This window comes from Mastigocoleus testarum BC008, from assembly GCF_001456025.1.
Lineage (GTDB): Bacteria > Cyanobacteriota > Cyanobacteriia > Cyanobacteriales > Nostocaceae > Mastigocoleus > Mastigocoleus testarum.
This window is the reverse complement of sequence record NZ_LMTZ01000143.1, coordinates 1-24833: the sequence shown is the minus strand read 5'-3', so window position 1 is coordinate 24833 and position 24833 is coordinate 1. Positions and strand designations below refer to the sequence as shown.

Sequence of the window (24833 nt, the reverse complement as noted above, 5' to 3'; positions counted from 1 at the left end):
ATTTTTCACACAATAACTCAATAGTATGTACAAATTTGCTGCAGCTTCCCCAAAGGAAACTATTGTGTTTGGTTCTGCAAGACCTGGATACAGTAGTGACCGGGTGAATGAGTGGATTAAGTTTATGCAAGGTCAAAATATTAAACATGTTTGCTGTTTACTTTCCCAGACTCAACTCGATCGCTATTCAGATTTGCTTGGAATTTACCGACAGAAATTTGGAACGGACCGGGTTTGCTGGTCACCGATTGAGGATTTTCAACTCGCTGATCGCCAAACGTTAACCCAAGAAATATTACCGTTTTTGCCGAACTGCGATTATCGCCAAAATGAAAAAGTAGTAGTTCACTGCTCTGGGGGAATCGGACGCACGGGACATGTTTTAGCCGCATGGTTAGTCGCGCAACGGGGATTTTCTAATAAAACTGCAATTGAAACTGTGAGAAAAACTGGAAGAGATCCCTATGAAGCGGTATCTTTTGCTCTCCTTAAAGGTCGAAATCCAAAGAAAGTTATGGCAGAATTAAACGCACTTCTAGATTATTGTCGTGATGCTACGGAAACTTACAGCCCAAAATTTATTGCGGATGGACAATGAAACAATTATTCAAAATTATGATTTAGCTCATCTAAGACAACAAAAACTTATATTTAATTCTTGTTCGAATAACTAACCAATCTTCATATTGTTTTTCCATTACTTCTTCAGCAAGCCCTAATTAAATGCAGCGTGTTGTTGCTGATTAACCCAAGTAATTTTACTTAACCAAAGCTACTTTATTGAATTGTGAATGAAATCCAAGAGTTCTCCAACAGTACAAGCCACAGGATCTGAATCACCGAAACTATTGCTAAACGACGGGGGATATCTCTTAACCGACCCCAATATATTATCTGGTATTTCAATGTCAAATTCTTCTTCCAACGCCATCGCAAGCTCAAAAGTATCAAGTTCATCAGCTCCCAAATCATTTGAGATATGAGCATTTAACTTAATTACATCTAAATCTACGGATAACTGCTCGCTGATTATATTTTGGACTTTAAAAAAGAGATCGGACATGCTTGTATCTCTTTTAGACTCGTTAAGTTTTCTAGCCAACTCAATCAAGCGATTTTGCTTTTGCTTTTCTGCTTGTGCTCTTTTTTGATTTTCTTGTACGCTTTGTAGAGCTTCCTCAGCTTTTTGAGACTGTAAACGCTTGTAAGCAATGGCTTTCTCCTTTGCGATACGCGTTTTCAATACTTCGATGTGAGAGTTAATAGTATCGCATGCAAAAGAGAATTCAAGCTTGTGCCCACTCTCGTGATAAATTTTTGTCGCAATCTTATAAACAATCTCATCACGTTTGGAAGTAAGAGAGTTCAACCCCTCCTCTGTAAATGGTACAGTATCATTTAGATAAGTACTGATTACTTGTTTCAGGATGTCTAGCTCATAGGCTTTATCATCCATACTCATTTGAACTTCTCCTAAGCTGCATAACTAAATCAAATTTAAGCAACTCTAAAATTAGTATAACAATCTACTTCAGTTGAATGCTTTTTCCTTGAGAGGAACTTCAGATTAAAGTGCGGTAATGAGTTATTTGATCCATTGCATTTGTGCTTAAGATCAAGTACTAAAAAATAATTTAATCCGATCTTAAGTAAGTAGGCGAGAAAAAAGTAAACTATGTAAATAAATATAAAATATCTGTATTTTTCTAGTAGTAGCGCTTTAGCGCTAAAGCGCTATTACAAACAAGTTATGATTTTTCTTACTAACGTACTTAATAAGATTATATGCTTGAATTTTAGCTTGCCTTGAATATTAGTTCTCAACACCAGGGCGAACGCATCTTGTCAATAAAAATGCCATTTTCTCAATAAAACCGTATTTTTCCGCATTAAATCCTATTAATTGAGAATCTATGGTCTGAAATTTTTTACCTTCCATACACGGTTAAAACAATGAGACTAACGAAAAATCTTATTTTTACGTCAATTGCATAAATCAAAGTTTTTGTCCATTTATTTTTGTTAATTTTAGATACGTTTGCCCTGTTCTCAACACCCCAAATCTCTTGTTAGTCTACTGTCAGATGATGACTAATCAAACAATGTTAAAAGTATTTGCTGATAGGGGTGGAACATTCACAGATATTGTTGCTGCTACTAATGACCAAGGGATTATCGATCGACTTGTAACCCATCCCCAACGTTTTTTAATTGTTCCTCTTCCTAACCAACAATGGGTAATCGTTTATAAATTACTTTCAGAAAATCCCGAACAATATCAAGATGCTGCGATTCAAGGTATTCACGATATTCTCGGACTTTCAAGGAACGAAGCCATTCCCACCGCAGCAATTGAAGTAGTAAAAATGGGAACTACAGTCGCAACCAATGCACTCTTAGAAAGAAAAGGAGACCGGGTTGCGCTTTTAATTACCAAAGGTTTCAAAGATGCTTTGCGAATTGGTTACCAAAATCGTCCTGATATCTTTGCTCGTCAAATAATTTTACCTACAATGCTTTACGAGGAGGTAATCGAGGTCGAACAAAGGTATGATGCTCGAGGTAATGAATTAATTCCACTCAATGTTGAACGAGTAAGGAAAAACTTACAAGCGGTTTACGATGGGGGAATTCGTAGTTGTGCTATAGTTTTCATGCATAGCGATCGCTATCCTTCCCACGAACAACAGGTAGCCCAAATCGCCCAAGAAATCGGATTTACGCAGATATCTGTGTCCCATCAAGTCAGTCCTCTGATGAAATTGGTTAGCAGGGGAGATACAACAGTTGTCGATGCATACTTAACTCCAATACTGCGTCGCTATGTTAACCAAGTCGCTAGTAAATTACCCGGAGTCAAACTCATGTTTATGAAGTCTGACGGGGGTTTAGTTGCAGCGGAACAATTCCAAGGAAAAGATAGTATTTTAAGCGGTCCAGCTGGGGGGATTGTCGGCGCAGTACAAACTAGTAAAAGGGCGGGTTTTGAGAAGATAATCACTTTTGATATGGGTGGAACCAGTACAGATGTCGCCCACTTCAAAGGAGAATACGAACGTCAACTAGAATCGGAAATCGCCGGAGCGCGGATGCGAGTTCCCGTCTTAGCAATTAATACCATTGCAGCAGGTGGCGGTTCAATTTTATTTTTCGATGGTTCTAGTTATCGCGTGGGACCAGAATCTGCAGGTTCAAATCCCGGACCTGCTTCTTACCGACGTGGGGGACCATTAACAGTAACCGATGCTAATGTGATGTTAGGAAAAATTCATCCCCAATATTTTCCAGCTGTTTTTGGAGTTGATGGTAATTTACCTTTAGATAAAGATATCGTCACTGAGAAATTTGCTCAACTAGCTCAAGATATTGCAGCAACAACCGGAAACACTTCTACACCCGAACAAGTAGCAGCTGGATTTATTGCGATCGCAGTCGAAAATATGGCAAATGCAATCAAAAAAATCAGTTTGCAACGGGGTTATGATGTCACTCAATACGTCCTTTGCTGTTTTGGTGGTGCTGGAGCGCAGGTAACTTGCTTAATAGCTGATACTTTAGGAATGACCAAGATATTTTTGCATCCTTATGCTGGGGTTCTCTCTGCTTATGGAATGGGTCTAGCAGATATCAGGGCGATGAGAGAAGCAGGAGTAGAAAAGGTTTTAGATAAAGAATTAGCTCCTGAGCTACAGCAGTTAATGAAAATTTTGGAGAAACGAGGGAAGGAGGAATTGAGTAACGGGGAAGTTAGCGCAGAGATATACGAACGGGAAATAATTAGAAAGCTTAATCTGAAGTATGAGGGGACAAGTTCAACTTTAAGCGTTGATTTTGTTGAAAATGTGGAAACGATGCGTCTTGATTTTGAGAAAGAGCATAAATTAAGGTACGGTTTCGTGCAATCGGAAAAAGCATTAATAGTAGAATCAGGCTCAGTCGAAGTGATTCAGAAAATGGATACTCCCGCAGAACCTTTAATTAGTCGTACCCGTGGAGTAGATGAAATTCCTACACCAGTTGAAATAGTAAAGATGTTTAGTGTGGATCGATGGTACGATACTCCGGTTTATCGACGGGAAGACTTGCAACCGGGGGATGCTATTAAAGGTTCTGCAATTATTGTAGAAAAAATTAGCACCATTGTAGTTGAGCCGGAATGGGAAGCAAAGTTAACCGAACGCAATCATTTGATATTAGAGCGTATTGCTTAATACCATTTGTTTATGAATGTCCCGCTTCACCCCGAAACTCAGCTTCTGTTAATACACACATTGAGTTAGAAAAGTCCTATCCTACTGATACAACCACGGGTAAAATGTCACTAGCCATTCCCTAAAAAGTTCAACCTCAGTCTGTACCAAAGGTACACACTCGAGAACGCGATTGATGATATTTTATTTTTGCACAATCTCCTTTATCCTAATCGCCATACAAGCTATGACACTCAATTTATATCTACTCAGACATGGAGAAACGACTTTTAGTCAGAGTGGTAATTTCTGCGGTGAAACTGATGCGGAGTTGACCTCTGAAGGAATGCAGATGGCATCTAGTTTTGCCAATGTCTACCAAAAATTGAAGTGGGAAGCAGTCTATGTTAGCCCGATGAAGCGCACAATTGCAACTGCCAAGCCATTTTGTGATGCTATTGGTATGGATATGCAGTTACGTGACGGACTTAGAGAAGGTAGTTACGGCGAATGGGAAACCCACAGTAAATCCTTTGCCCAAGAGAATTACCCACAAAGCTATGTAAAATGGTTGACAGAACCGGCTTGGAATGCACCGCTAGGTGGAGAAACTGCGGTAGATATTGCTAACCGCTCTATGCCTGTAATTGCTGAAATTCAAGAAAAACATCCCCAAGGTAACGTTTTAGTAGTTTCCCATAAAGCCACGATTCGGATTATGCTTTGCAGTTTACTAGGAATCGATTTGGGACGCTATCGCTACCGGGTAAATATTTTGGTCGCGTCAGTAAGTATGGTTAAGTTTGACGTCAATGGTCCCTTGTTAGAAACATTAGGCGATCGCCATCATATACCCGATGGTCTTCGCTCTCGTCGGGGAACATAAGGGACTTCAAATAATAAATTATCCCGTGGAATTTTCATCATATGAGGGCGACAGCCCTTCTTCAAGTTCTACGGTTTCTTTGACAACAGCGTTACGGCTTGCGATCCATGTGGGGATAGATAACGGTGCGTTACGGCTTGCGCCTAACAGCACCCTACAATAAATCGGATAATTGATTATCTGGAGGGATGATGAGAATATGCAACTTGAATTAGATCATATTTTTGTTTGCGTTGAACCATTAGCACCAGAAGCTGCAGTTCTCAAAAATTTTGGATTCACAGAAGGTCAACGTAGAACTACCAATTTCAATTAAATGGTAAATCCACAAAATTTGTAGAGACGTAGCATGCTACGTCTCTGGAGTACTATTTTGGCAACAATAGCTATTGACTAAACTATTTTAATTTATAAACAAAAAATGAAAATAACATCAAAACCCGACCCCGTTCGCCTAGAAATATTCAAAAACCTCTATCAATTCATCGCCGAACAAATGGGAATCGTGCTGCAAAACACAGCAGCATCAGTAAACATAAAAGAACGCCTAGATTTCTCCTGCGCAATCTTCGACACTTCCGGTTTACTAGTAGCAAACGCCCCCCATATACCCGTACACTTAGGGTCAATGAGCGAAAGCGTCCGTAGTTTAATTCAAGACAAAGGCGACAGCATCAAACCAGGAAACGTATATTTATCCAACAATCCCTACAACGGAGGAACACATCTTCCTGACGTCACAGTAACTACCCCAGTATTTTCTTCCCCCATCTCCCATCCCCCCATCTTCTACCTCGCTTCTCGCGGACACCAAGCAGACATTGGCGGAATCACTCCCGGTTCTATGCCTCCCCACAGTACCACAGTAGAAGAAGAAGGAATTTTATTTGATAATTTTCTCCTAGTTGAAGAAGGGAATTTCCAAGAAACTTTAGTTAGGGAAAAACTCTTAAATCATCAATATCCCGCTCGTAACCCCAACCAAAATATCGCCGACTTCAAAGCCCAAATCGCCGCCAATGAAAGGGGAGTTCAAGAACTCCATAAAATGGTCGCACAATACGGACTTGAAACAGTCCAAGCTTACATGCAATTTGTGCAAGATAATGCCGAATTAGCAGTAAGAAAAGCAATTGATGTTTTAAAAGATGGCTTATTTTGCTATGAAATGGACAACGGAGCCAAAATTCAAGTTAAAGTCATAATCAATAAAGAAAATCGTAGCGCCAAAATTGATTTCACAGATACATCAAATCAACTAAATAGTAACTTTAATACCCCCAAAGCAGTAACCCAAGCAGCAGTATTATACGTCTTTCGCACCCTAGTAAATGATAATATTCCCCTCAATGCTGGATGTTTGAAACCTTTAGAAATTATCATTCCCCAAGGTTGCATGCTTAATCCAGCCTACCCAGCAGCAGTAGTTGCAGGTAACGTCGAAACCTCACAAGCAATTGTCGATGCTTTATACGGCGCTTTGGGAATTATGGCTGCATCCCAAGGAACCATGAATAACTTTACCTTTGGGAATGAAAAATATCAGTACTATGAAACAATCTGTGGTGGTTCCGGTGCAGGTGCAGACTTTGACGGTACAGACGCAGTCCAAACCCACATGACGAATTCACGCTTAACCGACCCAGAAGTTTTAGAAACTAGATATCCCGTACTCCTAGAAAACTTTAGTTTGCGTCCAAATAGCGGTGGGAAAGGAAAGCATTCCGGTGGTAATGGCGTTATTCGCCGTATTAAGTTCCTCGAACCCATGACAGCAAACATTCTTTCCGGACATAGAAACACCCCTCCCTTTGGCTTAAACGGTGGAGAACCGGGACTCATAGGACACAACAGCATCCAGCGTCAAAATGGAAAACAAGAAGACTTAGACCCCACAGCTACAGTCGAAATGGAAGCAGGAGATATTTTTATTATTGAAACTCCAGGGGGAGGAGGGTTTGGGTAGAAGTCAAAAGTCAAAAGTCAAAATTCAAAAGTGGTAAAGACGTAGCATGCTACGTCTGTACAGGATTCAGGAGTAACAGTAAAAAGTTACAAATAACCCATCACCCATACTCATTACCCATTACTCATTACTGTGCGCTGTCGCGCCCCGCAATACCTATAGCTGCGCTACCTACGGATCCGGTACGCTACCGCTAGGCGCTAACATTACTCATTACCTAATCCCCAATCCCTAATCCCCAATGGCCAATCTCTGCTATGTTAATTTTTAGAGCTTGAGATCGAAGGTGTGTTCTCTAATTTACCCATAATTCTCTTTCGTTCTCACTTACCTTGTCTCTGATAATTCCCATTTCATAAGGGATAAAGTTTGATAGAGGCAGCTCTATATTGGGTAATTAGACGACCATTAAATCGCTCTTATTATACTCCGAATTTAGCTAGCAAAATGAACCAAGATCCCATTGAGCAAATTGAGATTAACCTGCGTGCAGAAACACTTAACCAACGCAAAGAAGCTTTGGATGAATTAGCAGAGTTTCCTGCAGAGATTGCTGTTCCAGTTTTACAAAGGTTAGTTTCAGAAAGAGATTTTGGCTTGCGCCGTCTGGCTGTAATGGGTTTTGGTAACTATACCACCGAAGCTTCGTTTCAAACACTCAAACAGATTATAGAACAAGAAAAAGACCCCAATGTTTTGGCGGAAGCTGCTAATTCTTTGTTTGAGTTTGGCGATCGCGCAATTCCAATCTTACAAAAATTATTTGAAGTTTCTAACAACTGGTTAGTTCGTCAAACGGTTATTTCTCTGCTTGTGGAAACCGATTGCTATGAGATATTATTATCAGTCGCAACACTTGCACTCCAGGATGAAACAGAAACAGTTAAACAAACAGGTATTTCTGCTTTAGGTCAACTGCTAAAATCGTCTGTAAAAGATCGAGCCTTAGATTTATTGGCGCAACTTGCAGGGGATGAAAACTGGCGATCGCGCTGGAAAGTGGCTTATGCACTGCAAAATTCCCAGGACTTGCAAGCTAGGGGTTTAATTGCCAAACTGCAACAAGATGAGAATTATCGGGTAGTAGCAGCAGCTTTGGAAGTTGCATCTGACTGGGGAGAAAAATAATTTTGACAATTGGTAATGGGTAATAGCTAATGGGAAAATCAGTTATCAGTTAACAGTTAACAGTTAATGCGCAATACTTACAGTACGCTTGCGCTAGGTCGCGCACGCAATACCTATAGCTGCGCTACCTTGCGGATCCGGTACGCTAACCGCTAGGCGCTAACAGTTTATGGCTAACGCCACGTCCTTACGGGCTACAGTTAACAATTACCAATTATCAATTACCAATTACCAATAAAAAATTAACCTCCTAAAAAGTTTGGTAAAGGTTTACCACCACCACGACCAACAGCAGGTATTTCCAGAAGGTCATCTTTCGCTTGTTTAGTTCCATCCTCTCCCTGAATATCCGGATCTGGAATCACATTTTGTTCGTCGTTTGGATGTCCATTAGGAACAAATAGCTGTGGATGGTCGAAAGGTGCTTTTTGCAATCTAACTCGCTCATCAGTCAAACCCTTCATAAAAGCAACCAGTGATTTCTTCTCATCTGCAGAAAGATTAAGCGGAGGAAGATTTCTTCCAAAGTCTCCACCCCGGTTATAGAATTCAATCACCTGTTCCAAGGTCAACTGACCACCATTATGGAAATAAGGAGCAGTCAGTTCCACATTGCGAAGTCCAGAGGTTTTAAAAGCCCCATCTGCAGCGATATCTTGTTCATTTTTGGGAATAATTGGTGGTTTTTCACCCAAAAGTCGTTCAAATGTACCTTGTAAAGCAAGTCTTGCTTCTGAAAGAGGATTATCAAATTCGTCTTTACCTCCAACTCCAAGGTCTTCTGCAACAGGTCGAACACCAATATTAATAAAACCAGTATCTCCCACCACAGGATTAGGAGCAGGAGCGGGTGGACGTAGAATCCGTTGCTGACGAGCTACATTACTAACAGAAGCAGCAGTCAATTCTGAACCGACATGACAACTGATACATAACCCCTTATTTTGAAAAATATCCCATCCTCTTTGCTGCTCTGGAGTTAAAGCATTTTTATCCCCACTGAGAAATTGATCGAAGGGTGTTTGGTCAGAAACTAGAGTAGATTCATATTCTTGCACCGCTAACCCAAAAAACAAAGCAAAATTATATTCTGCAAGGGTAAACTCATTAGTTGAGAGCGGTCTATTTCTCGGATTGCGTCTAAATCTTCGCCTTCCAGTTTTTGGATCGACCCGGACAACAATATTCGAGTCCCACCATTGTCGTTGAAAAGCTTGTTGAATCATTTCCTCGTAGGACTTGTTAATCCCGGACTGGGGAAATTTGCTGAAGCTGCCTAATACGCTGTCGTCACTAGCAACGACCTGTTTATTAAGAGGATTAACAGCAAGCATTTTCTTACCTAGTTTTCTCCCCACGCTTCTAAATTTTCGTCTGGGTCTTCGGGGAGGTCTTTGTCTTCTAGGTCTTCGAGAACGTCTCTGTTCGTCAACATCTGGTGCTGCTTCTACTCCCTCTGTTGCAGAACCACGATTAATAGTTCGACCTTGACTATCTCGTACTTCAATTCGATCCTCTGAATCAGATAATTCCACAGTAGATGGCGAAATAATAGGTTCCACTTCTGCACTCAGTTCAAAAGAACTTGCTGGTGGTCCCACAGCTTGGGAAGCTAAAGATGAATTGTTAATTCTGACTCGAACATCTCTAAGTCGTCTTCTGTTTTGAGCTTCCAAAACAAAAGCATTACTGTCTCTTAAACCAGAAGGATTTACTCCATTGAAAATATTTTGCGCTCGTCCGTCCCAAAAATTACGAAAATTGAAGACTGAATTGATGACAGTTGGTGTATCGCGATCTGTTACCCTACGCACGTTAACACCACCAACATTGAAAACTTCGTCTCGAACAGGAGTAGTTTTATCCTTGTCACTACCGGGTTGAACATCAATGAATCTCGCTCGAGACACTCCTTGAGAACCAGCAACATCATTGACATCAGATATCACTTTAGAGGAAGCATCATTTGGATTCTCTAATTTATGAAACGGGAAATCTGATGGTTTTAACTGATAATTTGGTGCAGATGCAATATCAAATTTATTCCCCGGACCTGGATTAATTTGGTTTTTCGACCTATTATCAGCCCCAGCATGGAAGTGACAACTAGCACAGGATTGAACCCCATCACTACCAAGTTGCATATCCCAAAATAGGGTTTTCCCTAGAGCAATTGCAGCTGTTTTATCTTTAATGAATCGATTAATATTATCTGGTTTGGGAATCCCTATCTCACCTAGGGGTTTGATAGAGGAAATTTGTGCTGAAACAGAATTTCCAGCTAATATCATTACCATTACTAAAGCGGTAATCGCAGTCGTCTTTTTTAAGCTGCGAGATGTTTTGAATATTCTCCGCTCGATCTGTTTATTAAGCCGTTGGACTACTGTCACGGCTAATTTTTGTATTTTTATGAACATTGAAAGTGAGAGATAAAGTAAATAGAGTACTATTTTTAACTTCAGGTGAGAAAAACACTTGGTTTGCCTCAATACCAGTGATTCAGTTTTTGTTAACAGTTTTACGAAAAATTCTCCGTGCGGTCTTATTTATCTATCAAAAAATAAAAAATGATAAATAGACTCATGAAGATTTGAGCATTACCCTGATGCTTACCGATCGTTATTCTTAGTACTAAGTGAGGTTTCCTGGGACTTATGCAAATTCAATTTTCAGGAAGACATTAAGGCTTGCGATCGCCTGTAACCAATTTTTCGAGACTCAGAATACTTACTTATCAAGGGTAAGAATGTGACAAAATATCAGCTAAGAGGTTTAGAAGCTTCCCAAAAAATAATTCATACCAAAATTTACAATTTGTTGGTATGCACTAATATGCACTCTTTATCCAAACCTATTATCTATTCTTTTGTACAAAAATTTGTGAAGGCAGACATTTTGTCTGCCTTTTTTCACATATAAAATTGTGGAGTACATTAAACAAAAGTTTAAGTTTCTTGGGCACACAGAACATATCCGGGATCTGTGTTATCCTAGTCTCTCAACTAGCTCCTCAAGCGTTAATTCCGGCACTCCCTGCCGTACAAAAATAATTATAGTAAATTAGAGTCAGAAAGCCAATTAACTATAAACTACTTTACAAAGAAGGTGAAAGATGGGTCGTTTAAATCCTTACTCATTGCAAATGCAAATTACCCAAATGTTTGACCAAGGACAATCTTTCTTTGCAACAACAAAAGTGCAAGATTGGTTAAAAGAAAAAGGTCAAAATCCCCATGATTATGAAATTACTTTCCATAAAAAACCTGCACCTCCGGGTTCGGGGAAAATAATTGCAATTGAAATTGACTTAAAACGCAAGGATGGACAACCTGTAGATCCTTGGTTATTGGAACAAGCTAATTTGGAAACTTAATTTAGAAGTCAGAAGTCAGAAATCAGAAGTCAGAAGTCAGAAATCAGGAGTCAGGAGCAAAAATTTACTCATTACCAATTACCAATTACCAATTACCAATTACCAATTACCAATTACCAATTACCAATGACCAATTACCAATTACCAATTACCTAAAAAATGTTACAACAGACTTGACATAAATATACTTAAATATAACTTAATGATGAAATCCCATCGTTTTTGGAAGATTGCGTTTTATATTTACATTGGAATAATTTTAGCAATATCTATTTCAGCATATTTAAAAATTATCCCTAATGAAATTAAGCATTTCCCCTACTACGATACTATTCTGCATTTTCTATTGATGGGATTCTCAGCTTTTTTGGGACACTTAGCTTTTAACAAACGCAAAGTCAAAATAAGTCTCAACACCCTAAAATTTTCTCTTCCTCTGACACCAATAATTATTAGTATTTTTATTTTAATTGAAGAGTGTTTACAAATATTTTCACCAAACCGCAGTTTTGATTTAGTCGATTTAGCCGCTGATTTTTTTGGGATTATTTTATTTACTTGGCTGGCTGAAATAACTAAAATTAATAACGAAAATACTTCTAGGAATTAATATTGTAAATCCTTAGAAATAAAAATAATCTCACAATTGATTGCGTGCTTTAATCAACAAATATCTATCTACTAACTGTTCAGTGATTCCATCTGCGGGTGCATCAAGAACCAATACACCTTTTTGTTTGAGTTGAGCAAATGCAACTTTTCGTTGTGCTAATAAATCTAAAGCTACAGCACGCTCGTAACTTCCGGTAATATTTTTTGTAAAAGTATTTGCTAGGTCATCAACTTTACGATCGCGCAATGTCACACAAAATGGAAGATAGCGCGGTGCGAGTCGGGAAAGAGCAGTTAATAACTCCCCTGAAGCAGTCACATCGACAATATCCGTAATAATCACCACTAAACAACGTCGAGTTTGCTGTTGTACCACCTTAGTAACAGCACTTAAATAATCCGACTCTAATAAAACAGGTTGAATTGGTGTCAGACGGTCAATTAAACGATTTAAATGTTGTTGTCCTCGTTCCGGAGGAATCCATGTATGTATTTGTCGGTCAAATACACCCACCCCCACGCGATCGCCACGATTTAAACCTGCAAGTGCTAAGGACAAAGTTGCATTTAAACCCCAGTCAAAGCGTTGTAAACCAGAAACTTGGGAAGTCATTAGTCGACCTCGGTCCAACAATATTAGTAAAGTTTGTTCGTGTTCTGGTTCCAATACCCGCACCAAAGGAGTTGCATTTCCATTTGCACCCAAACGACGAGCAGTAGCTTTCCAATCAACTAACCTTAGGTCGTCACCCGTTCGATAGTTGCGTAATTCTGCAAACTCAGTACCTATACCTTTTTGTCTTAATTGACGTATCGTTCCAGAAGACTGCAAAGTTAAACGAACCGAAAGCGATCGCAATCCAACTAAATCGGGATAAACTTTAGTTTTCAAGGTTTGAGGAATTTTCCAATCGTCCCATGCAAATCCCCAAGCACCAAGTTGTCTGACTTGAATATCTCCCCAATTGAATTCTCCTCGCTCCTTAGGGTGGACTGTATAAGTTAATTCCTTCGTACTATTAGCTGGAACAACAGCACGTAAGACTGGTTTAGAAACATTAAAGTTACTGGGGTAGCGATCGCAAACTTGAATGATGGCATTAGCACTTGAAGATTTTACACTAAGTAATACTGGATTATCCCTACCAATTGACAGTCGCGGTTCTAACTTTCTCGTTACATCAACTCGATTGCGTCGTGTCATTAACCCATCGATCGCCATTAAACCCAATACAATTCCATCAAATAATAGTATCAAGCTAATACTCACCCCAACTCCAAACAAGATAGCTAATGGGATCGCAATAAAAACAGCCAGTAATAGTAAGAGATAAACTTTTTTGGAAGGTAACATAACAATTAATGGGGGGGTAATGAGTAACAAGTAACAAGTAACAAGTAATAAGTAATAAGTAATAAGTAATTTATTACTCTTAATCCCTGACTCCTGACTTCTGACTCCTGACTTCTGACTCCTGACTCCTGCTCGCTGTAAGCGCGGTCTGTCCTGACTTCTGACTCCTGACTTCTGACTCCTGACTCCTGACTTCTGACTCCTGACTCCTGACTTCTGACTCCTGACTCCTGCTCGCTGTAAGCGCGGTCTGTCCTGACTCGTGACTTCTGACTCCTGACTCCTGACTTCTGACTCGTGACTCGTGACTCGTGACTCCTGACTTGCGCTATACTTACCTCGGTACTGGTACTTGATTGAGAATAGACGTAATTACTTCATCGATATGTAAACCATCCAACATTGCTTCTGGTTTCAAAATAAGACGATGTCGTAACAAAGGTATCCCCACAGCTTTAACATCATCCGGAGTCACAAAGTCTCGATTTGCTAACCATGCAGCAGCTTGAGATGTTACTAACCATGCAGCAGCACAGCGAGGCGATGCACCCAAAGCTAAATCAGGATATTTACGGGATAATTCAACTAAAGCTAACAAATAATCTATAATCGCTTCAGATACTTTTACTTCTTTAACTTTTTGCCTTGCTTGTAATATTTTTTCTACTGTAGCTATGGGCTGGATTTGGGAAATATCAAGACGTCGTGCAGCAAACCCTGCTTGACGATTGAGTAACATCTGCTTTTCTGCTGCTTTATCCGGATACTCTACTGTTAATTTAAATAAAAATCGATCTAATTGTGCTTCTGGTAAAGGATAAGTTCCTTCAAATTCTAATGGATTTTGTGTCGCCACCACAGAAAACAATTCAGGTAATGGAAGACTTTCCCCATCTAACGTGACTTGCATTTCCTCCATTGCTTCGAGCAATGCTGCTTGGGTTTTAGGTGGTGTGCGGTTAATTTCGTCTGCGAGTAATACCTCTGTAAAAACTGGACCCTTTTTTAAAGTAAAACTACGACTATTCAAATCAAAAATATTAGTACCGGTGATATCCGCAGGTAAAACATCTGGGGTTAACTGAATGCGTCGAAAATCAGCTTGTATGAGTTGCGCAAATACCTTTACTAGCAGAGTTTTACCCGTTCCTGGTACTCCTTCCAAAATTATATGCCCATTTGCTAACAAGCCAATCAAAAACTGATGTATCAGGGTGGATTGTCCCACTACTACATCAGAAAGCCCTTTATTCAGGCGATTTATTATTACTCTAATTTCATCCATCGTAAATCGGGATTGTTTATTTAGGAATTAAAGCATGATTCTTTTTTGAAATCACAAGCACTTTAGTTCATCGCAGTACAATACTGAAGCAAGAGGGCCAAAAGAGTTAATTAACGGTTATTATAAATTCACATAATATAGAGACGCAACAATGTTACGCCTCTAAAATCTCCACATAAATAAATTTTCATTCACTTTTGGTGCAACACCTGATTTTAAATAAAAATTGAAAATTATATCCAAATTTCACTTCCAAATTTCACTTTTCGTAAATACTATTGTTATCCATCATAAATTCGATGATTTTCTTATTTTTCTTATGGAATTTAAGAAGTTCCAAATATGCCAAAGGAACAAATACAATCCATAAAAAACTTCCTAATACTAGGACAATACCAGAGAAAAACCTCTCATTTGAATTCATGTCTTTATCTGCAAGATAAAAATCTAGCCATTCTCTAAAAAAACAAATAGCCATTAACAAATAAACTAATATGCCAATATAAGTCAAGATTGAATGTATCATAACTGTACTATTGAATCAAAATAAAGTTCTTATTTATGCTTTTTATGCAGTATCGATAATATGTTTTTTCCTAATTTGATGGTAAGTTAAATATATCGTTACTTATAATTGAGAAATATCACCTACTTATGGGAGCAAATTATTTACTTAGTTTGGCTTTTAAAAGAAAATTCTCTAAATTTTAAATACATTTTTTTATTTTACAAAAATTTCTTACAGTTAATTCATTTCTTATTACTCTATCAAATAAATAATAAAAATATTACTGCGTAAACACTGAAAATTCTGTATTCATCTGATACATTTTGCAATGAAAATCATAATATTTATTTAAATGAAATTGAGTTACACGTATCTTCATCTATAGTTTATAAACTGGCTTTTCGTTAATACTGGAATCAACACTAAAACTACATTTTCCTAAAAACTTATAGTTTCTTAACTATTAAAAATAGTTTTGTCTCCTGTAATATTACTTACAAAAAGTTCGCAAAATGAGACAATAATTGATTAGTTTACTGTGCATATCTTGTAGATTATAGCACTTATTGTCACTCAGTATTAGATAAGCTATATTGCCTAATTTACGGGGATAACAAATGTAGTTGTGGTAACTTAAATGTATTTGGGTTTACAAGCAAAGCATTTAGATAAATTTCTAATAATATTTCTAATAATTACTCTGACAAATATCCTTGGAAACGAATGGCAGTAGCATGGTTATGTAGCGATACGTGTGAGTTTGATTTTGTGGATTTTAGCTAAGTTTACTGTGTGTTCTTCTAATATCCTACGTGAGGTGATGCTATTGCTCGGGAAGTTTTACGATAGGAAGATAAAAATAAATTCCGAGCAAATCTGCAATACGCTTTATCTAACTGTATTGAAAGTAATGATATTTAAAAGCATATTTTGCCTATGAAGGGAATTTTGTGCATATGGCAAGGAAAATATTTCTGAAGATATGTTCTGAAAAGCTCACCTTGTTACATAATTAAGAAATATTAAGTTGAATTAATAAAATCTGAAAATGGGCCAAGTAGCTATTAACTTAATCGCTATCTCCGTGTTTGCAATGACTATGTCCACCTTGTTGGGACCATTGTTGAATATTTCACAGACAATTCCTGCGATCGTAACTTTTGCTGTATTAGGAATTGCAAGTATAGATAACTTTGCCTGGGAAGGAAAAGGAGGAAACTTAGTATTAGACTCAATAGCTCGCTTTTCTCCCAAGTATAGAGAACGTATTGTCCACCACGAAGCAGGACATTTCCTTGTTGCTTCTTTATTAGGAGTTGCCGTTACAGGTTATACTCTAAGTGCTTGGGAGGCTTTACAACAAAATCAGTTAGGACAAGGTGGGGTAAGTTTTGACGATGAAGAACTAGCACAGCAAGTGGAAGCAGGTCATATTAGCGCCCAAATGTTGGATCGCTACTGTACCGTACTAATGGCTGGGATTGCTGCTGAGAAACTAGTTTATGATGAAGTCGAGGGTGGTGCGGACGATAAAAGTAAGCTAAATGCGATTCTCAATTCCTTAGGATTTTCCCCAAACAACAACAAGCAAAAATTACGTTTTTACACCTTGCAAGCAAAAACCTTAATTCAAGACAATTTGTCTAACTATCAAAACCTTGTTGATGCAATGCATCAGAGAAAATCAGTTAGCGAATGTTTAAAAGCATCCAAATAATACCAACTAATTTCAAAAAACACCGCTACACATCAATTCTTTGAATATGTTCCCCGTTCCCTTTTACAAACGCTCGCTTGACGCGTTTTAAGTGTAGCAACATCAAAATCGGTATAAGAATCTCCCTCATGAGACGGCAGATTGTCAAGACGATACGACTCTTAAGTGTGGAGTATGAGAATTGGATACGCTGCTAGTACTACTGTTATTACAGGAAATTACACAGTTACGCCCATTTGATTTAGCTTGTAATAAATATCGGTCAGCACGATCCAATAAATTAATACCTTCAGGGTCATCCTCAGCGCGTAAACTTGCCGTTCCCAAACTAATTGTAATGTCAATCTTTAAGTTGCTATTAATTGCAAACGGTTGGTCGCTAACTACATGATTTAGACGACGAGCAACGGTGTAAGCTTCTTGACTTGTAGTATCGCTTAACAGAATGACAAACTCCTCACCTCCATAACGAAATGGAGTATCTTGATAGCGGAGATTGTAACGCAAGCGAGTACACAATAATTGCAATAATCGATCGCCTACTAAATGCCCATGATTATCATTAACTCTCTTAAAATAATCTACATCTAAAATAATTAGACTTAGAGGTTTTTTAGTAGTTCGTGCTTTGTCTATATGTTTGGGTAACTCCCATTCCAAAGCACGACGATTATTAAAATCCGTTAACGAATCAGCTAAAGCGATTGCGGAAAGTACGTCATTGGTACGGATTAAATCTCGATATTTTTGTGCTTTACGGAAACCTACAGTTAACTGTGCTAGCAATAAACGATGGCTAATATCAGATTCGACATTCTTTGTGTTGGGGTAATTCCTGAGTTCCTCTAAAGAGTACCAAATATAAGCATCAGCACCTTGTCTGAGGGCTGTACAAGTTACATCCAACTCCCATTCACGACTCTGTTCCGTACGAGCATCAACCAACCGAGGACGGTCTTCGAGCAAAATACAATATATCCACGATAGCTTTGTCTGTTCTTTTAACCAGTTGCATAATTCCATACTTCCATCTTGACTAGCTTGGACAAGAATGACGTCTGGAGGAAAGTTTTGGATCCGCGACACCGCCTCGTTCAGATTGGTAATCATTTCAATACTGAAAACGTTTGTGTCACGAATTTCTTTGGGGAGTGTAGCTATAAATTTGTCATTTCCAAAGACAAAAATGGAAATGTTCATCTTATTACTTTTGCTTCTCAGATTACTTCAACTTAGGCTGTTTAAAAATTCGTAAATTTCACTGATATCCACAGTTATTTTTCGGTTTGCCCGTATTTTTAAGGTTAGGGAATTAACGGATATCTTATTCTTTTCTTTATAGGTTCAGCAGGTATTTTCATTTTTCTCCTAATAAAATTTTTATCTATACGAGTATTGTTGACATTTTTATTTCTGATACATAATTTCTGTCGAAATAGCACTTATTTAAAACAGTAAAAATACTGAAAATTAAATATGATTTAAACAGCTAAACAGTATTTTCAAGGGACTAATATGTTTAATTGCTACCAACATTTATAGTATGTATTTTCTATTCAATACTTATATTTAAGGATTTTTATAGCATCAATCTGATATTTCATATGGAGCCATGAATCAGCATATGATTTAATATAAACGAGTAATATTTCGCAAATCCAAGATTTTAACAACATTCCCATTCCCTGAATTTAATAAAAATCAGTTTTGCTCTTCATCATATTTAGCACACTTAAAAAGATTTACTTATCAGTAAAAACCGATATACGTTGAGCATAAAAAAAATCTTATATGAATTTCTAAGCAATGAGTGTTTCCTAGCTTACTTATTCAAATGAGACTGATATTTCAATTTAATAATTTTGTCATTAGACTTTAGTAATATCTGAATGCTTGCATTATTTGTAGATATCTTGAGTTAAAAATATCGTCATCACACTTTAGTTAGATTTGATACTAAATATTTAAATAAAAAATCTCTGCTCTCAGTTACAAGTAAAACCTCTTTTAACATTTGCTGTGTTTACGCTCTATTGTATTGAAATCCTACTGTAGTCGTTCTTTTGGCTTCTTTACAGCAGTACATTTTCTCATGATGTGAATCTTGAAAATAAGTAAAAACCAGGGCTAAAAAATAAAGTTCCATCCATAGCTCAGTAATGGTACTTGAATAAATTTATCAAGACTAATATAAATATTTGTGAATTCTGGAAAACATTTTTGTTCTTCAAGTAGATAAGCAAAGTTATTTACTTAAAATTACTTCAAGACTTACACCATGGATAAACTAAATACGGTCATTGCGACGATAGGTTAGCAAAGTGTTTCCGCGAGAAAACAGTATTTCAGACCAATGACCTTGCGGTCACGCTATAGCTATAGCTGCGCTACCTATAGCTGCGCTACCTACGGATCCGGAGCCGCTACCTTACGGATCCGCTAATGAAAATAAGTCCCGAAGGGACTCGTAATACCTATAGCTAGAGCCTGCGGCGTGACGTGAGATGCAGCTTCCGTGATGCGTACAAACACTGCAGGTGCCCCTCAGGCTCTAGCCTATAGCTATAACTGCGCTACCTTGCGGTTAAGCCTTACGGCATTGCTGCGCTAACGTCGTCAGACGCGTGCATTCGTCGTTAGACGCGTCCAACCCGTTACGCTGCGCTAGGCGCTAAGTGCTAAAGTAATGAGTACGTAAGTCCTAATTACTTATTGAAAAAATTATATATACCCAGTTTTTAAATCTGCACTCTACATCTTTCTGATGCCAAAATCTCCGTTTAGTTTCGAGAACAAATAAAAGTTTTCTGCAGAAATAGGCAGAAATTTACTTTTACTGATAGTTTAGTCGTCGTCAAAATATTAAAACAAAAAATAGTTTTGATTGTTAGTAATTTTTTTATTAAAGATAATTATTTATTTTTTCTTAATGTTTTGTCTGATAAATTACAATCTACGCTATTATCAACAGCAATTAGGTACCAACCTATCCACTAGGAAAATTTTTGAGATAGGTTTGGACAATAATTTTCCTAGTGAGTAACTATATTCCTGCGGCAAAAAGTGTTTGGGATTTACTGCAACTAGGAAATAATCTCAAAGCCGGCTGCATTTATTGCTTGTTTGATAAATTCGGAGGAGGTCTTTGATTCTACTATCACTATTTTATTTTCTACATCTACATCTACTTTGGCATCGGGTTCTATAACTTGGATTGATGTAGTAATTGCTTTTGCACAACCATTACAGTTAATATCCGGTACTTGTAACTTTAATGCCATAACTAATATTGTCGATCGACTTGTGATAGAGTGAACGGAAAGTTTTTTCCCTTTAAAAGGGTAAGGCTGACCGTACAATAAAAATTAAGTAATTGTGCCACTATAGGGTGGCTGCACAAGAGTAAATTTACCCAAGGGGAAATGAGTAGTAAGTAATGAGTAATAAGTAATAAGTAATAAGTAATAAGTAATAAGTAATGAGTAATGAAGCGCCTCAGGGTAATGGGTTGGACGCGTCTAACGACTTTAGCGCAGCACGAGGCTTTGTCTCTAGCGTAAGGCTTAATCGTAGGTAGCACAGCTAGACGCTATAACTATAGCTGCGCTACCTATAGCTGCTCTACCTACGGATCCGGAGCCGTTACCAGCTGATCTGCCGACGCCCTTCTGCTCTAGGTATTACGTTGCACAAGTAATTGAGTATAAGAACTGTTAGGTTCGAATTACGCTGAAAGCTAACTGTGAGACACTAATCCTTGTCAAGGATAACTAAAATTATAATTTCTTCATATTATTGAGATAATAAACCATAAGTAACGACCAATGTCTGTAACTCCCCAACATCTAAGCGGTAACGAAATACGCTCTAAATTTTTGAGCTTCTACGCCCAAAGGGAACACCAACTTCTTCCCAGTGCTTCCCTGATACCAGAAGATCCTACAGTACTGCTGACGATCGCGGGGATGCTACCTTTTAAACCCATATTTCTCGGACAGCGCAAAGCCGAATTTCAACGAGCGACCACTTCCCAAAAGTGCATCCGGACTAACGACATCGAAAATGTTGGAGTAACTAAACGACACCACACATTTTTTGAAATGTTGGGTAATTTCAGTTTCGGGGATTACTTTAAAGAACAAGCGATCGCCTGGGGTTGGGAAATATCCACGGAAGTTTTTGGGTTACCTCCAGAACGCCTCGCTGTCAGTGTTTTCTATGAAGATGATGAAGCCTACGCGATTTGGCGGGATAAAATTGGCGTTCCAGAGGCGAGAATTTTACGCTTAAACGAAGATAATTTTTGGGCTTCCGGTCCCACTGGTCCTTGCGGTCCTTGTTCGGAAATTTTTTACGATTTTCATCCAGAATTGGGCGATGAGAATATCGATTTGGATGATGATAGCCGGTTTATTGAATTTTATAACCTGGTGTTCATGCAGTATAACCGGGATGCAGATGGTAATTTAGCACCCCTTGCAAACCAGAACATTGATACCGGGATGGGTTTGGAACGAATGGCGCAAATTCTCCAAGGCGTTCCCAATAACTATGAAACCGATCTGATTTTTCCGATTATTAAAAAAGCAGGGGAAATTGCGGGAATTGACTACGCAGGATCCGATGAAAAAACTAAAACTTCATTAAAGGTTATTGGCGACCACATCCGTGCTGTTGTCCACATGATTACTGACGGTATCCGTGCTTCTAATGTCGGTAGAGGTTACGTATTACGACGCTTAATTAGGCGGGTGGTACGTCATGGTAGACTAATTGGAATTGAAGGGGAATTTACTCTACAAGTCGCAGAAGCTGCGATTTCCCTTTCTGAAGATGCTTATCCCGACCTACGCAATCGAGAAAATGCAATTAAAGCTGAATTAAAACGGGAAGAGTCACGTTTCCTCGATACATTGGAACGGGGTGAAAAACTACTTGCAGAAGTGATTGAAAAATTAAAGCAAGCAAACACAACTGTTATTAGCGGTGAAGACGCCTTTAAACTTTACGATACCTTTGGTTTCCCCTTAGAACTTACCGAAGAAATCGCCGCCGAACAAGGTTTGACCGTAGATATTGATGGTTTTGGCGTGGAAATGCAAAAACAAGTTGATCGCGCTAAGAACGCCCATGAAACCATCGATTTAACCGTACAAGGTTCCCTCGATAAACTTGCAGAACACATTCATCCCACAGAATTTTTGGGTTATACCGAAGCAACTGCAACTTCCAAAATTGAAGCTTTGCTGGTAAATGGAATTTCCCAAGAAGAAGCAGAAGCAGGGATGGAAGTCCAAATCGTTTTAGATCAGACTCCATTTTATGCCGAATCCGGCGGACAAATTGGCGATCGCGGTTATTTTTCCGGTGAAGACTTGTTAGTTAGAATTAACGACGTCAAAAAAGAATCGGATTTCTTCGTTCACTTTGGTAAAATCGAACGGGGAACCCTGCGAGTAGAAGATAAGATTACCGCCCAAATTGACCGGAGTTGTCGTCGTCGCGCTCAAGCAAACCATAGCGCTACCCACCTACTGCAAGCAGCATTAAAGAAAGTTGTTGATGAAGGAATATCCCAAGCCGGTTCCTTAGTAGATTTCGACCGCTTACGCTTCGACTTTAACTGTCCTCGTGCTGTCACACTAGAAGAATTAGAACAGGTGGAAGAAACTATCAACACCTGGATCGCCGAAGCACATTCTGCTGTAATTGAAATTCTGCCCATAGACCAAGCAAAAGCCAAAGGTGCAGTTGCAATGTTTGGGGAAAAATACGGCGATGAAGTCCGCGTTCTTGACTTTCCTGGCGTATCAATGGAACTATGCGGTGGGACCCATGTCAGCAATACCGCTGAAATCGGCGTATTTAAGATTATTTCCGAAGCCGGAATTTCTTCCGGTGTGAGAAGAATTGAAGCAGTCTCCGGACCTGCAATCTTGGATTACTTAAACGTGCGGGATAATGTAGTCAAAGACTTAAGTGACAGATTTAAAGTCAAACCCGAAGAAATTCCCGACAGAATTACAACTCTGCAAACCGAACTCAAAAACGCCCAAAAAGAAGTTGATAACCTCAAAGGACAACTTGCGATCGCAAAATCCGACAGCTTGCTAGAAAAAGTTGAATCCGTCGCTGAATTTAAATACCTCGTCGCCAAAATGGAAGGGGTAGACCCCGAATCCTTAAAAACTGCAGCCGAACGCTTACAACAGAAAATCGGTAAAGGTGCAGCTGTGGTACTCGGTTCCACACCAGAAGGTGGAAAAGTCAGTTTAGTTGCTGCATTTTCCCCTGAAGTGAATAAAAAAGGATTGCAAGCAGGTAAATTCATCGGTGCTATCGCCAAAGTCTGCGGTGGTGGAGGTGGTGGACGTCCCAACTTAGCCCAAGCTGGGGGAAGGGATGCAAGTAAGTTACCCCAAGCTTTGGAGAAAGCGAAAGCCGATTTGCAAGCCAATTTGGGTTGATTTGATACAAGGGTGTGTTAGGCGCGCAAGAGAATTTATTTTTTAGATTACCTTTATTACCGCGCCGTAACACACCGTCCGCAAAAATAATGATATTGAATAATTTATTTGATTAATTTATTGTTTCCGATTCCCAGAATCAAATTGGTGAAGATGCATTGTTAGCAATGAATAGATTAACACGCGCCTTGAATCTCAGGTGGTGCGTTACGCTGTCGCTAACAGCACCCTACTGTTTAAAATAATCAAAGAGAAAAAATAAAACAGAAAAGACAGTCAGGTCTTCCTCGTGTACTTTTTGAATTTGAATAAAAACCAAAACTTTTACTTTACCCGTGTTGTTAGATAGTGGGTAATCTAGCATATTAAATGAGCAACACAATATTTATTTTGGTTTGCAATAGGATGAATTAATTTTCTCAGTATAAAATGTTGTTGTGTCTCACCGCACCTAGAATTTTGGTAAATTCGCTAACATTGAGTACAAATACAGTTAATCAAGTGAAATATGACTGAGGAAATTCCTGATATTCAAACAAAGGAAAAACCAAAAATTTGTGCCATTGATTTAGCTCCAGAAATAATTGAAGCTTTACAGAAGAGAGGGTTGCAATGTTTTTCTGGTACATTAGGTTCTCAGATTGAAGTACCAAATTCAGATTATTATACTTCGCATCCCTGTCTATTAAATTGTGATTTTCCAGATAATCTTCACGAGTACGATATTGTAATCGTGGATTTACAAGAACAAGAACCAATTAAATATGACGAGTCTCATCATCAAAAGGTGTCAAAGTCAAGCGAACAAACAATTTTCTTAAGCAGCTATCCTGCAACAATTTTTGATCCAAGACCGCCTTGTGCAAATATTCTGGTACAGCAACTAAAGGATATATTTCAAAAAGAGTCAGTAATTGTTGTATTTGCTTCCTCCCCAGAGGAATTTGAATATCATCTTGTATCAATAAGATATCACGGGCCTGAAAATTTAAACAGTCACACTTCTAGTCTGTATGATTTTCTTCCATTTCTACAGGGAGTTAATAAAAAGACTGGTCAACAAGTAAATGTTACACCTCAGATTAAAGAGGGAATAGGAAATTTTCTTCAGAAATATACTAACAATTTTATATATAAAGCTATATTTAAACATCCTGTATATTCTGACGAAAATTATCAAGTCGTTAAGAGAGATAACTTTATCCCTTTACTTCTAAATGCGAATAATGAGATAGTGTCATTTTTTTACTTACAACCTGAGTATCCCCTCAAAATTCCGGGGTAAGGAGTTACTCAGGTATCCATGACCAACCAAAAGGATTAGAAGAGGACTTATCCCGAATT

At 38.5% G+C, this 24833-nt stretch carries 17 protein-coding genes; 11 read left to right on the top strand and 6 right to left on the bottom strand.

Translation table 11 applies throughout. The features are described 5' to 3' along the window. Window positions 1-25 precede the first annotated feature (25 nt). Entirely contained in the window at window positions 26-598 is a 573-nt protein-coding gene (locus BC008_RS38475) for a protein-tyrosine phosphatase family protein (RefSeq protein ID WP_027844315.1), read from the top strand. A 174-nt stretch (window positions 599-772) separates the two neighbouring features. Here BC008_RS38475 and BC008_RS52855 read toward each other — a convergent pair whose 3' ends face one another. Continuing rightward, complete coding sequence (locus BC008_RS52855) at window positions 773-1063, bottom strand: acyl carrier protein (protein ID WP_082650731.1); 291 nt, start codon at window positions 1061-1063, stop codon at window positions 773-775. A 1039-nt stretch (window positions 1064-2102) separates the two neighbouring features. On the opposite strand from BC008_RS52855, the gene BC008_RS38465 reads away from it, so the two are divergent. From BC008_RS38465 to BC008_RS38450, 5 genes are all read left to right on the top strand, one after another. Then, window positions 2103-4211 carry a hydantoinase/oxoprolinase family protein gene (locus BC008_RS38465; protein WP_027846406.1) on the top strand — a complete coding sequence of 703 codons (2109 nt, stop codon included), beginning with the start codon at window positions 2103-2105 and terminating at the stop codon, window positions 4209-4211. A 226-nt stretch (window positions 4212-4437) separates the two neighbouring features. Then, complete coding sequence (locus BC008_RS38460) at window positions 4438-5076, top strand: histidine phosphatase family protein (protein ID WP_027846405.1); 639 nt, start codon at window positions 4438-4440, stop codon at window positions 5074-5076. 25 nt (window positions 5077-5101) lie between these two features. Continuing rightward, a complete protein-coding gene (locus tag BC008_RS50045) occupies window positions 5102-5239 on the top strand; it encodes a hypothetical protein (RefSeq protein WP_161938214.1) in 138 nt (45 codons plus the stop codon). Window positions 5240-5497: 258 nt separating this feature from the next. Continuing rightward, window positions 5498-7042, top strand: a complete 1545-nt coding sequence (locus BC008_RS38455; protein ID WP_027846404.1) for a hydantoinase B/oxoprolinase family protein — start codon at window positions 5498-5500, stop codon at window positions 7040-7042. 447 nt (window positions 7043-7489) lie between these two features. Then, entirely contained in the window at window positions 7490-8170 is a 681-nt protein-coding gene (locus BC008_RS38450) for a HEAT repeat domain-containing protein (protein WP_027846632.1), read from the top strand. 242 nt (window positions 8171-8412) lie between these two features. Here the strand turns inward: BC008_RS38450 and BC008_RS38445 are convergent, their stop codons facing one another. Next, window positions 8413-10563 carry a cytochrome-c peroxidase gene (locus BC008_RS38445; protein WP_321170107.1) on the bottom strand — a complete coding sequence of 717 codons (2151 nt, stop codon included), beginning with the start codon at window positions 10561-10563 and terminating at the stop codon, window positions 8413-8415. 722 nt (window positions 10564-11285) lie between these two features. Here BC008_RS38445 and BC008_RS38440 point away from each other — a divergent pair. Together BC008_RS38440 and BC008_RS38435 are read left to right on the top strand one after the other, a co-directional pair. After that, window positions 11286-11546, top strand: a complete 261-nt coding sequence (locus tag BC008_RS38440) for a hypothetical protein (RefSeq protein ID WP_027846633.1) — start codon at window positions 11286-11288, stop codon at window positions 11544-11546. A gap of 202 nt (window positions 11547-11748) precedes the next feature. Next, complete coding sequence (locus tag BC008_RS38435; RefSeq protein WP_321170106.1) at window positions 11749-12156, top strand: VanZ family protein; 408 nt, start codon at window positions 11749-11751, stop codon at window positions 12154-12156. A 30-nt stretch (window positions 12157-12186) separates the two neighbouring features. Here BC008_RS38435 and BC008_RS38430 read toward each other — a convergent pair whose 3' ends face one another. Further along, window positions 12187-13512 (bottom strand): DUF58 domain-containing protein, encoded by a 1326-nt coding sequence (locus BC008_RS38430; RefSeq protein ID WP_027846968.1) that lies wholly within the window; start codon window positions 13510-13512, stop codon window positions 12187-12189. Between the two features lie 334 nt (window positions 13513-13846). Beyond that, window positions 13847-14797 (bottom strand): AAA family ATPase, encoded by a 951-nt coding sequence (locus BC008_RS38425; protein ID WP_027846107.1) that lies wholly within the window; start codon window positions 14795-14797, stop codon window positions 13847-13849. A gap of 1556 nt (window positions 14798-16353) precedes the next feature. On the opposite strand from BC008_RS38425, the gene BC008_RS38415 reads away from it, so the two are divergent. Beyond that, a complete protein-coding gene (locus BC008_RS38415; protein WP_027846109.1) occupies window positions 16354-17022 on the top strand; it encodes a hypothetical protein in 669 nt (222 codons plus the stop codon). A 144-nt stretch (window positions 17023-17166) separates the two neighbouring features. On the opposite strand, the gene BC008_RS38410 is transcribed toward BC008_RS38415, so the two are convergent. Continuing rightward, complete coding sequence (locus BC008_RS38410) at window positions 17167-18222, bottom strand: GGDEF domain-containing protein (RefSeq protein ID WP_027846110.1); 1056 nt, start codon at window positions 18220-18222, stop codon at window positions 17167-17169. Between the two features lie 1883 nt (window positions 18223-20105). Continuing rightward, on the bottom strand, window positions 20106-20303 hold the full coding sequence (locus BC008_RS38405) for a heavy-metal-associated domain-containing protein (RefSeq protein WP_027846111.1): 198 nt from the start codon (window positions 20301-20303) through the stop codon (window positions 20106-20108). Window positions 20304-20846: 543 nt separating this feature from the next. Between BC008_RS38405 and alaS the strand changes: the two genes are divergently transcribed. Next, complete coding sequence (gene alaS, locus BC008_RS38400; protein ID WP_027846538.1) at window positions 20847-23489, top strand: alanine--tRNA ligase; 2643 nt, start codon at window positions 20847-20849, stop codon at window positions 23487-23489. 508 nt (window positions 23490-23997) lie between these two features. Further along, window positions 23998-24774: a hypothetical protein gene (locus BC008_RS38395; RefSeq protein ID WP_027846539.1), complete on the top strand. Its 777-nt coding sequence runs from the start codon at window positions 23998-24000 to the stop codon at window positions 24772-24774. The last annotated feature ends 59 nt before the right edge of the window (window positions 24775-24833 follow it).